Raw genomic sequence first — 11,045 nt, 5'->3', positions numbered from 1 at the left:
CGGCCCGCCGCCGATTCTTGCCAGCCGCCGGGGAGCCCGGCCAGCCCCGGCGGCTGGCAGCCGGTTCCGCGGTCACCGGATGCCAGCGCGGATCCCGCCGCGGAGCTGGCCGGACCCGGGCGCTGGCAGGGAAGTGCCCGGCACCTTTCGGCCAGCCCTTTCACCTGGTCCATACCATTGGCAGGGCTGAGGATGTCCATCGGCGGCACCCCGCCCGGCCGGCCGCGTTGCCGGGCCGAATCCTGAACTCGCGCCCGATCCCGTGCCCTTGAAGGCAATGATGGGCGCAACCGGAGATTTGGGGGGAAGTATTGTTCAACGCACTCGGCCTGGACCCTCGGACGGAGACCGTATACCGGCTCTTCCTGGAGGAACCGGAACTCAGACTCGATCAGATCGTCACCAGAGTGGGCTGGAGCGAGGAGGAGGTGCGCGCCGCACTCGACCGGCTCGCCGATCTCTGCTTACTCGACCAGGCCGGCATCCACGCGGCCGGGGAGCAGTTGTTCCGCGCCACGGACCCGGATGTCGGCCTCTCGTATCTCCTCTCCCGCCGGGAGGCCGAACTCGCCAAGCAGCAGCGCGGCCTGGAGGAGGCACGGGCCGCCGTCACCACCCTCACCGCCCGCCGGACCGCCCGGCTGCCGCGGGGCTACGACGTCGTCAAACGGCTGGAGGGCCGCCACGAGATGCGGGTACGGCTCTCGGAACTGGCCGAGCTGGTCCGTTTCGAGTATCTGTCGCTGCTGCCGGGCGGGGCGCAGTCGCCCGACACCATCGCCGACAGCCGCCCGCTCGACCAGCAGGCCCTGGCCCGCGGGGTCCGGATCCGCAGCATCTACCAGGACAGCTTCCGCAACGCGCCGGAGACGGTGCGCTATGTCAACTGGCTGGGCGGCCTCGGCGGTGAGGCCCGTACCCTGCCGTCGCTGGCCATCCCGATGGTCGTCTTCGACCGCGAGGTGGCCCTCGTCCCCCTCGACCCGCGGGACGGCCGGGCCGGGGCCCTGGAACTCCGCAGCACCGGCGCGGTCACGGTGGCCCGGCTGCTGTTCGAGGAGTACTGGGCGCGGGCCAATCCGGTCGGCCCCACCCCGCCCCACGACCACCACGGCCTCAGCCCGCAGGAGAAGGAGCTGCTGCGCCTGCTCGCCAAGGGCCACACCGACGACACCATCTCGCGCCGCCTCGGCGTATCGCTGCGCACGGTACGCCGGATGAACGCCGACCTCACCGGCCGGCTGGAGGCCCGCAGCCGGTTCCAGGCCGGTGCCGAGGCCGTCCGCAGGGGCTGGATCTGACGACCGGCGGCCGGACCCGCCCGGGCCGCGGCGGCGCGCGGCCCGCGCTACCGGCCGGACCCCGGCCGACCGTCCGGCGGCAGCCCGGCGAGTACGCCGAGCGGGTCGAAGCCCATCGGCCGGACGACGGCATCGTCCGAGGGGCGTGCGCGCCTCACCCGCCCGCACCGCCCCCCGTGCCAGCCTCGTACCGGCCGCGGCGCTCTCCCGTCCGTACGGCGCCCGCCGCGGGCCGGTGAGTACGCCTTCGACGACCTGTGGTGGTGCGCATGATCGACCTCTACGCCATCGGCTCCCTGTTCCCGGGCACCGATCCGACCTGGACCACCATCGACATCCAGGGCACCGTGAACCAGAAGTCCCTGGGAACCACGAACCGGCTCGCCGGGCTGACGTACAACCCGTCCACCCGGCTGTACTACACGGTGGCGCCCACCCATCCGGAAGGGCCCCGGCTCTGCAGTCTGAGCGTCGCGGGGAACCTGCAGAAGGTCGCCGGCACCGGCCCCGATCTGACCGGCGGAATCGCCTACCGCGGCGCGGACGGCAATTTCTACGCGCTCGCCAACGGCGCCGACGGAATCATCAGATTCCACCAGGTCACCCCGGGCGGCCAGGACAGTCTGCTGTTCGCGGTGGCCACCGGAGCGGCGAGCGGTCTGGCCTACGTCCAGTCGAGTGACACCTTCTACGCGCTGATCACCGAATCCGACTTCACCTGGTTCTACTCCATCAAACGGAGCGGAACGGTCACCAAGCTCTTCGGTGCCGGACTGCGGGTCCTCGGCGGGCTCTGCCATTCGGTGTCGGAGGACCACTTCTACTTCGTGGCGAACCAGCCCGACGGCTTCTCCCGGCTCTGGACCCTGGCGCTCAACGGCAGCGTCGTCGACCGGATGGGACTGGGCTACCGCTTCAACCACGCCGGGATCAGCACCTCCCCCTGGTTCGGCGGAAGCATCAGCATCCAGGGCCCGCTGGAGGGCGAGCGCTTCGTGAAGGGTGAGAACACCCGGCTCGACGCGAGCATCCTCAAGCCGGACGGCCCGTCCTGGAACAGCGACGGCATCACCTGGGAGTCGGACCGGGACGGACTGCTCGGCACGGGCGCGCCGACCGTCACCCTCTCCCCCGGCAGCCATGTGATCACCGCTGTCAAGGAGCGGCTGAAGCGCAGCGTCAACGTCCGGGTGGTCGCCGACCTCCAGGCGCTCTACCAGCTGGCACCGTCGCAGGCGGAGATCGACCGGGTCCTCGGCGACTTCTCGTTCGACTGGGTGGACGGCGCGGCCGGCGACCCGACCCAGCGCTGGGCGTCGTACCCCGGCTATCCCTTCGACCAGGCCTCGCCCAATCCGTCGCGCACCGCCGTCGTCGCCAAACTCGATGTGCTCCGCCACGCGCAGTTCCTCCAGCCGCTCCCCTTCGGCACCACCGGCAACGCCTACGACCAGGCCCGGGCGACCACCCACACCATTCGCGTCCAGCTGGGCAGCATGGACAACTCGGCGGGCGGCGGGGTGATGACCCTGGGCCGTAACTTCGCCCTCTGGTCGAACAATCCGGCCCAGCCGACCGTGCCGACCCCGTACGTCCACTCGCTGTACCTCTTCGTGCACGAAGCCCGCCACAACGAGCCGGACGATCCCGGCCATACCTCGTGCACCGCGTGGACGGGCGCCACCGGCACCCCGAACGGTATGGACGCCCAGTTCGAACCCGGCAGCGGATATACGCGGGCCACGCTCTATCTGATGTGGGTCTACAAGTACGGCCGCTTCGACACGGCGCCGGTCCGCACCGAGGCGAAGAACCTCACCGCGCTCTTCAAGGACCGCTTCTGCGCGCATCCGACGAGTACGAACCCGCTGGTGAAGTCGCTGCTCACCGAATTGTGGAACGCCTGACGGCCGCCGGTGACCCGGCCGGTACGGCACCGAGCGGCGCGGCGGTCACCGTCCGGGCACCCGGGGCCCCGCCCAGGACGATCCGGCGGTAGGCCTCGTTGTTGGCGAGGGTCGTCTCGTGGAGCCGCCGGGACGGATTGGCGACGGTCTGAATCCAGTACGTGCCGTTCGGCACCTCCGTGATGTCGAAGGACTGGCCCGGCAGATCCCGGCTGTACGTGTCACCGGAGCCGACGGCGAGCGACTGCCGCATCGACAGCGCCTGGGGCTCGTCCTGACCGCAGGCGCTGGCCAGCTCGGTGCCATGGGGGCGCCAGTCCGCATCCTTCAAGGTGTAGTCGACGGCATCCGTATTGACGAGGCAGAACGCCTCCTTGTCACTGCGCACCACCTCCTTCCGGTCCTCGGTGAGCAGCCGGTAGGCGGCGAAGTCGGTGAAATGCCAGTGGTTGTGGCCCGGGCGCCCGTCCCACTCCAGGGTGCCGGTGAGGGCGTGCCCGGCCTGCCCGCCCCTGGTGTCGTAGAAGTACTGGTACGCGTCCATCAGCGGCTCGCCGAACCGGCGGAAGCCGTCCACGACGAGCGGTGAGCCGCCCGCGTTCCAGGTGGTGCCCGCGAAGGCCAGGTGGTCGCGGCCCGCCGGCTCGCCCGTGCGCTCGGTCTCGACCGCGATGTCCCAGGCGGGCAGGGCGCGCAGATCGGGCCTGGGCACCCCGGCCGGTACCACCGCCGGGCCCGCCGGGCGCTCCGCCGCGGCCTCGGCGCGCGGCGCGAAGCGGGAGCCGTCGGTGTAGCCGGGGCCGTCGCCCGGCCGCTCCGGTGCGGTGCGGGCCGGCTGCTTCAGGGCGTGCGGGACCTCGGGCACGACCGGCCGGTAGGAGCTGTCCTCGGCCTTCCAGGGACCGGCGGGGATGCCGACCGGGGTGCGGTCCGGGCCGGGCCCGGCGGCGTGGGTGTGGTGCCCGGCCGGGCCCGTGCCGTGGTCCGGGTGCATGGCGGCGGTCCGGCCCGTCCCGCGGTCCGGGTGTCCGGAGCGGGCGTCCGCCCGGCCGGGGTCCGGAGGCGAGACCTTCACCCTGACCGTCTGCGGCCTGTCCTCGATACCGAAGAGCTCGCGGTACTTCTTCGCCACGGAGACCCGCGCGGTGTACGTCCCGGCGGGCAGGCTCAGCGGGGTGCTGCTCCAGACCGTGCTGGTGTTGGTGGCCCAGCCCCGCTCGACGCCCCACACCATGCCGACGGTGAAGGGGCCGTCGAGGCACTCCTCCGGATAGCGCGGCACGGGCGCGGCACCGGGGTCGATACGCGCCGAGGCGTTGTTCGGGCAGAAGGTCTCCCGGTGGGTGGCGACCGCCGCTCCGGCCGGGTCGGTGAAGGTGATCTCGGTGAAGTCCGGCAGACCTCCGAGGTCCCGCACCAGCCCCGCGGGCAGCTCCTTCACCACGGTCTTCCTGCCGTGATGGACGAGCTGCCGGACCCGGACGGGAGCGGTGGCGCTCGCCCGGGTCACCCGCAGCTCCAGGGGGCCGCCCCTGACGGCGACATAGGTTCCGAGACCGGCCGGATCGACGTACCGCTGCCGGTCCGGGCCCTCCCACTGCTGAAGGACGACCTCCGGCGAGGCCGCCACCAGGGTGATGTCCGGTGCCGTGGCCGCGCTCGGCACGGGCTCCCCGGCGGGCGTCGCGGCGACGAGCCCGGCCGCCACGGCAACGGCCGACGCCGCGGAGAGAACCCCGGCCCACGTACGCTTCCGGCTGGTTCTGGTCATGTCTTCCCTTGCTGACGAGTGCCGTGGTGCGGGGCCGCCGGTGGTCCGCGGCCGGGCCCTGCGGACCGCACCGGCCGGGGAACCGCGGCGCCGTGGCGGCGGCGGTCGGGCCGGGAGGCGGTCCGGGACCGGGGCACTCTTTCAGACTCGGCGCGTTTTACCGAACACGACGGCTTCCGGCCGGGTTTCGTGTCGCCCGGGTGCGTGCGGAGGAGGGCAGGGGCTGTTCACGGACAGCTCTCCTCGATTTTCACGGCTCCGAAGTCCACCGTCCCGGACGGGTCGGCCCGGCCGGGGGCGGGGGTCTGGGAGCAGACCTTCCAGTTCCGGTCGAGCACCTGCATCCGGCCCTCGCCGGTCGCGTCGTGCGAGTCGAGCCGGTGGAAGCCCGCCGCCTGGGCCGCGTCCTGCGCGGCCTGGAGCTGCTGCCCCACCAGATTCGGCAGCCGCCCGGCGGAGGAGGCCGCCGGGTCCGTACCGGCCTCCGTCCGCGCGACCGGAGCGGCGGTCCTCGTCGCGGCCGGGACCGGCTCCTCCGTCCCGGCGGCCGCGGGCGCCTCGGCCCGCGGGGTGGCGGTCACCGTCACCGTCACCGTGGGTCCCGGTACCGGCTTGGTGACCGTCCGGGGGTCGTCGGAGAGGGCCGTGCCGGTGAACCCGACGGCGAGGAACAGAAGGATCAACCCCCCGCCGCCGAGTGCTGCTTTCTCTCTCCCTCCCAGCCGTTTCGGCGGTGCGGGCAGGTCGGCGGGCGGCGGGGACGGGGGCATGGCCACAGCGGAACTCCGGGGAACGGGATGGTTCAAGGGTGGACAAGATATGCGGCCCGGGGCCGCCCCGGCCGTCGTACGATCCGATCGAGACCGCTCCGAAACCGGCGCGCGGCGGCGGGAGTCACGGGCTTCCGCCGCGGCGCGGGCACTCCTCCCGCCGCCGCGGCGGGCACTGCTCCCGGCGTCACCGGGGCGCTGCTCCCCGGCGGTCGTTCCCGGTGCCCGGGGCCGGGCTACGGCTGCTCGGCGCTCCGCGGGTCGGCCCCGTACGCACCGGCGCTGACCAGCCCCGTCTCATAGGCGACGATGACGGCCTGGACCCGGTCGCGGAGTCCGAGCTTCGCGAGGATCCGGGCCACATGCGTCTTCACGGTCGCCTCGGCCAGTTGGAGGCGGGCGGCGAGTTCGGCATTGCTCAGCCCTCTGGCCAGCAGGGAGAGGACCTCCAGTTCGCGCGGGGTGAGCGCGGCGAGGTCGCGGTGGAGGCCCGCGGTGTCGCTGCCGCGCCGGGTGAACCGCTGGACCAGCCGCCGGGTGATGGCGGGCGCGAGAAGGGCGTCGCCGGTGCGGACCGTACGGACGGCCGCGGTCAGCTGCTCGGGGGTGACGTCCTTGAGCAGGAAGCCGCTGGCCCCGGCGGACAGGGCCGCGTAGACGTACCGGTCGAGGTCGAAGGTGGTGAGGATGATGACCCGGGGTTCGCCCGGGGCGCCGGTGAGAATGCGGCGGGTGGCCTCCAGACCGTCCGTGCCGGGCATCCGGACGTCCATCAGGACCACGTCGGGGCGGGTGCGGCGGACCGCTTCGACGGCTTCGGCGCCGTCGGTCGCCTCGGCGACGACCTCGATGCCGTCGGCGCCGAGGATCAGCCGGAACCCGGTCCTGACCAGGGTCTGGTCATCGGCGAGCAGGACCCGCAGCGGCTCGTTCACGGTAACTCCAGGGGGATCAGGGCCTCGACGCGGTAACCGCCGGCCGGGCGCCGGCCGGTGTTCAGGGTGCCGTCGTAGACGGCGAGGCGTTCGCGCAGGCCGATCAGGCCCAGACCGCTGCCCGCCGTTCCGCCCGGACGGCCGCCGGTGTCGGTCACTTCCACCCGCAGCCGCTCCGGCCCGTACTCGACGGTCACGGCGGCGGTGGCACCGGACGCGTGCTTGACGGTGTTGGTGAGGGCTTCCTGGACCACGCGGTAGGCGGCGAGTTCGAGGCCGGGCTGGAGAGGGCGGGGCGGTCCGGTCACCGTCAGACCGACGGTCAGTCCGGTGTCGCGGAGCCGGCCGACCAGCGCCTCCAGCTGGTCCAGGCCGGGTTGCGGGGCCAGGTCCCCGTCGTCGGCGCCGTCCGCGCCCTCGTCGTCACCGGTCGTCGTCAACAGGCCCATGACATGGCGCAGTTCGGTCATGGCCGCGCGGCCGCCCGCTTCGACGGCGAGCAGGGCCTCACCGGCCTGCTCCGGGGACGTTTTCATGATCTTGCGGGCGGCACCCGCCTGAATGATCATCACACTGACGTTGTGGGTGACGACGTCGTGGAGTTCCCGGGCGATCCTGGCCCGCTCGTGCTCGACGGCCCGGCGCAGCGCGTCGGCCTGTTCGCGTTCCAGGGCGGAGAGCCGGGTCCGGCCCTCGTCGGTGCGGAGTTTCCAGGTGCGCAGTCCGACGGCGGCGACGGCCATCGGGACCAGGATCAGCAGGGCGATGTACTCGTTGGGGACGATCGGTGTCACCGCGTTGCCCGAGGTGCCGACCAGGACGATCGCCGGGGGCAGCACCACGAGGGTCGCCACCCGGCGGGGACTGTGGACGGCGGCGCTGTAGACGGCGATGACGAACGCGTAGAAGGTCAGCCGCAGCACGCTGTGCGGGGTGGCCAGGGTCGCCGCCGTCACCACGCAGAGCACGGCGAGCGGATAGCGGCGGCGCAGTGCCAGGGCGCCCGAGGCGACGGTCGCGAGCACCACCATGAAGGCCAGTCCGCCGGGGCCCGAGGGGCGCGGCGAGACGATCTGCACCCCGGGTCCGATCTCCCGCACCACGACGACACCGGTGTTGTCGATGCCGTAGTAGACGGTGGCGATACCGAGCAGCAGCGCGAGCAGCGCGTCGAACTGCCGGGCGCGCCGGGTGGGCCGCAGCGGCGGGCCACCGGGGAGCACGGCGTCGCGGACCGTGCGGCGGGCGGTCTCCCGCAGCCGCGCCGGTGTTGTGCGTACGTCCGTCACCGGTTCATTGTCGCCGCCGTACGGGTCCCCGGGGTCCGCCTCCGCGGCCGTTCCCGCGGCATCGCGTACATCAGCCGCCTACATCGCAGGGATGACGTTTCCGGGAATCGTCCCGGCGCGGTACCGCAAGGGGTCCGGGCGGGCGACGCGCGGCGGACGGGGCCGCTCCTAGGTTGCGGAGGGCCTGCCGTACCTACCCGAGGAGCCTTCGATGACCCAGCCGCTGATCGAACTGTGCGGGGTGAGCCGCCGGTACGACGACGGGCCGCCCGCGCTGCGCGAGGTGTCGCTGTCCGTAAGTCCCGGTGAGTCCGTCGCGGTCCTCGGCCCCTCCGGCAGCGGCAAGTCCACCCTGCTCAACCTGATCGCCGGGCTGGACCGGCCCGACGGGGGGACGGTCACCGTGGACGGGGTGCGGGTGGACCGGCTGGGCGAGGCCGGGTCGGCGCTCTACCGGCGGTCGAGAGTCGGCATGGTCTTCCAGTTCTTCCATCTGCTCGACGATCTGACGGTCGCCGACAATGTCGCGCTGCCCGCGCGTCTCGCGGGCACCCGGCGCGGGGCGGCCGACCGCCGGGCGGCGGAGCTGCTGGAACGGCTGGGCATCGGGCGGCACGCCCGCGCCTACCCGGGGCGGCTGTCCGGCGGTGAGCGGCAGCGCGCCGCGGTGGCCCGGGCCCTGATGAACCGTCCGGCGCTGCTGCTGGCCGACGAACCGACCGGTGCCCTGGACACGGCCGCCGGGCAGGACGTCGGCGAGCTGTTCACCGGTCTCAACGCCGAGGGGCAGACCATTGTGGTGGTGACCCACGATCTGGCGCTGGCCCGGTCCTGCACGAGCCGTACGGTCCGGATCGCCGACGGCCGGATCACCGGGGACGCCCCGTCGGGGGCCGGGGCCCCGGAGACCGTCCGATGAGCGCGCTGGGCCGGGTGGTGCGCTCCGGGGTGCGGCGGCGGTGGGTGCAGAGCCTGGTGATCGCGCTCACCACGGCCGCCGCGGTGGCCGCCGCCGTCCTCGGCGGTTCGCTGCTGGCGGTCTCCGGCGCGCCGTTCGACGACGCCTTCGCCGGGCAGCGCGGCGCGCATCTGTCCGTGCAGTTCGACGCGGGGCGGGTGAGCGCGGAGCGGCTGTCGGCCTCCGCGGGAGCCCGGGGGGTGAGTGCCGCGGCCGGTCCGTTCCGTACGGCGACGGTCGTCCCGCGGTTGCGCGGGGCGGGCCCCGGGGTGCCGGTCACAGTGGCCGGGCGGGCCGATCCGGGCCGGGACGTGGACGAGTTGGCGCTGCTCGACGGCCGGTGGGCCGCGGGGCCCGGCGAGATCGTACTGTCGGCGGACGCCTTTCCCGGCCCGGTCCTGGGGACCCGGATCACCTTCCCCGGCCGGTCCGGCGCACCGGCCCTGACCGTGGTGGGCACGGCCCGTTCGGTCACCGGGACCGCGGATGCCTGGGTGGTGCCGTCCGTGCTGCCGTCGCTCACCGAACCCGGCGGCGGGGGCTATCAGATGCTCTACCGTTTCACCGCCGCGGACACGGCCGCGGCGGTCACCGCGGGCGGCGAGGCCGTCAGGGCGTCGCTGCCGCCGGGGGCGGCCGTCGGCGAGCAGTCGTGGCTGGCCGTCAGGGAGACCGCCGAGCGCGATATCGCGCTCTTCGTACCGTTCCTCGTCGCCTTCGGCGTGCTGGGGCTGGTCATGTCGGTGCTCGTGGTCGGCAATGTCGTCGCGTCGGCCGTCGGTACGGCGACCCGCCGCATCGGGGTGCTCAAGGCCGTCGGCTTCACCCCGGCCCAGGTCGTCCGGGCGTATGCCGGGCAGGCGCTGATCCCGGCCGCGGCCGGTACGGCGGTCGGGGTGCTCGCCGGTCATCTGCTCGCCGTCCCGGTACTGGCCGAGACCGAGCAGGTCTACCGGACGTCGTCGCTGGCCGTCGCGCCGTGGGTCGATGTCGCGGTGGGCGCGGGGGTGCTGGGGCTGGTGGCGGTCACGGCCTGGGCGAGCGCCCGGCGGGCCGGACGGCTGCGTACGGTCGACGCCCTCGCCGCCGGGCGTACCGCTCCGGCGGGCCGGGGCCGGTGGGCGGCGCGGTGGGCGGGGCGGCTGCCGCTGCCGCTGCCGGTCGCGCTGGGGCTGGCCCGGCCCTTCGTACGGCCGGCCCGGGCTCTGGTCATGGGCACGGCGGTGCTGTTCGGTACCGTCGCGGTCACGTTCACCGTGGGTCTCGGCGCCTCACTCGGCGAGGTGCTGGCGGCCAAGGACCACGACGCCGCCGATGTCACCGTGCCCGCGCCCCCGCCGGGGTTCGGGCCCCCGGGCAGCGGTGCGCGGGAGCGGGCCGGGGCGGATCCCGCCGCGGTCACCGCGGCCGTCGCGGCCGCGCCCGGGACCGGGAAGTACTACAGCGCGACGACGGTACGGGCGACGGTGCCGGGCCGGTCCGGCACCGTCGAGGTGATCGCCTTCACGGGCGACGCCTCCTGGGGCGGCTATGCGATGGTCTCGGGCCGCTGGCTCCGGACGTCCGGCGAGGCCGTGGTTCCGACCCCGTTCCTGGCGGCCACCGGAACCGGCCTCGGCGACACCGTCACCCTGAGCACTCCGGCCGGACCGGTCACGGTGCGGATCGTCGGGGAGGTGCTGGACCCCCGCAACGGCGGTATGCAGGTCTACACCGATATCGCGTCCTTCGGGGCGGCGCGTCCCGATCCGAGGGAGACCAGTCATCACATCGCGGTCGCCCCGGGGACCGGTGTCTCCGGCTATCTCGACGCGCTGAACGAGGAACTGGCTCCGCTGGGGGCCACCGCCCGCAGGGGCGTGCTGGGCGCCGGCAGCGATATGGCCGTCACGCTCAACGCGCTGTCCGCGCTCCTCACCCTGGTGCTGATCGCCGTCGCCGCGCTCGGCGTGCTCAACGGCGTACTGCTCGACACCCGCGAACGGGTCCGGGAGATCGGGATCCACAAGGCCCTCGGCAGAGCGGCACTCCCCCGCGCCCGCGCCCGGTACGTCCGGACCCCCGCCCCGCCGCGACGGGCGCCCGCCCGGATCCGGACCGACCGGCGACCGGCA

At 73.7% G+C, this 11,045-nt stretch carries 8 protein-coding genes; 4 read left to right on the top strand and 4 right to left on the bottom strand.

The window, feature by feature from the left end:
- Nucleotides 1–311 precede the first annotated feature (311 nt).
- Together ACWDR0_RS29365 and ACWDR0_RS29360 are read left to right on the top strand one after the other, a co-directional pair.
- Nucleotides 312–1,301: a helix-turn-helix transcriptional regulator gene (locus tag ACWDR0_RS29365; protein WP_456354826.1), complete on the top strand. Its 990-nt coding sequence runs from the start codon at nucleotides 312–314 to the stop codon at nucleotides 1,299–1,301.
- A 269-nt stretch (nucleotides 1,302–1,570) separates the two neighbouring features.
- Nucleotides 1,571–3,208 (top strand): hypothetical protein, encoded by a 1,638-nt coding sequence (locus ACWDR0_RS29360; protein ID WP_456354825.1) that lies wholly within the window; start codon nucleotides 1,571–1,573, stop codon nucleotides 3,206–3,208.
- Here the strand turns inward: ACWDR0_RS29360 and ACWDR0_RS29355 are convergent.
- The 4 genes from ACWDR0_RS29355 to ACWDR0_RS29340 all read right to left on the bottom strand — a co-directional run bounded on the left by ACWDR0_RS29355 (nucleotide 3,186) and on the right by ACWDR0_RS29340 (nucleotide 7,973).
- Nucleotides 3,186–4,979, bottom strand: a complete 1,794-nt coding sequence (locus tag ACWDR0_RS29355; protein WP_456354824.1) for a lysyl oxidase family protein — start codon at nucleotides 4,977–4,979, stop codon at nucleotides 3,186–3,188. The genes ACWDR0_RS29360 and ACWDR0_RS29355 overlap by 23 nt on opposite strands.
- Before the next feature lie 227 nt (nucleotides 4,980–5,206).
- On the bottom strand, nucleotides 5,207–5,662 hold the full coding sequence (locus ACWDR0_RS29350) for a hypothetical protein (protein ID WP_456354823.1): 456 nt from the start codon (nucleotides 5,660–5,662) through the stop codon (nucleotides 5,207–5,209).
- A gap of 323 nt (nucleotides 5,663–5,985) precedes the next feature.
- The gene (locus ACWDR0_RS29345) at nucleotides 5,986–6,684 is read right to left on the bottom strand and encodes a response regulator (RefSeq protein ID WP_456354822.1); all 699 of its coding nucleotides are present in this window, start codon (nucleotides 6,682–6,684) and stop codon (nucleotides 5,986–5,988) included.
- Nucleotides 6,681–7,973 (bottom strand): sensor histidine kinase, encoded by a 1,293-nt coding sequence (locus ACWDR0_RS29340; protein ID WP_456354821.1) that lies wholly within the window; start codon nucleotides 7,971–7,973, stop codon nucleotides 6,681–6,683. The genes ACWDR0_RS29345 and ACWDR0_RS29340 overlap by 4 nt, the downstream gene beginning before the upstream one ends.
- A gap of 211 nt (nucleotides 7,974–8,184) precedes the next feature.
- Between ACWDR0_RS29340 and ACWDR0_RS29335 the strand changes: the two genes are divergently transcribed.
- Together ACWDR0_RS29335 and ACWDR0_RS29330 are read left to right on the top strand one after the other, a co-directional pair.
- Complete coding sequence (locus ACWDR0_RS29335; protein ID WP_456354820.1) at nucleotides 8,185–8,892, top strand: ABC transporter ATP-binding protein; 708 nt, start codon at nucleotides 8,185–8,187, stop codon at nucleotides 8,890–8,892.
- On the top strand, nucleotides 8,889–11,045 hold a 2,157-nt coding region (locus ACWDR0_RS29330), incomplete at its 3' end, for an FtsX-like permease family protein (RefSeq protein WP_456354819.1). The genes ACWDR0_RS29335 and ACWDR0_RS29330, both read left to right, overlap by 4 nt.

Source organism: Streptomyces sp. NPDC003691 (assembly GCF_053981115.1).
The sequence above is the reverse complement of the archived record's forward strand: the minus strand, read 5'-3'. Positions and strand labels throughout refer to the sequence as shown.

What these genes read in the sequence shown, in the direction of transcription:
- ACWDR0_RS29355 (WP_456354824.1), bottom strand. Translation starts at nt 4,979, where the DNA reads ATGACCAGAACCAGCCGGAAGCGTACGTGGGCCGGGGTTCTCTCCGCG.
- ACWDR0_RS29360 (WP_456354825.1), top strand. Translation starts at nt 1,571, where the DNA reads ATGATCGACCTCTACGCCATCGGCTCCCTGTTCCCGGGCACCGATCCG.
- ACWDR0_RS29335 (WP_456354820.1), top strand. Translation starts at nt 8,185, where the DNA reads ATGACCCAGCCGCTGATCGAACTGTGCGGGGTGAGCCGCCGGTACGAC.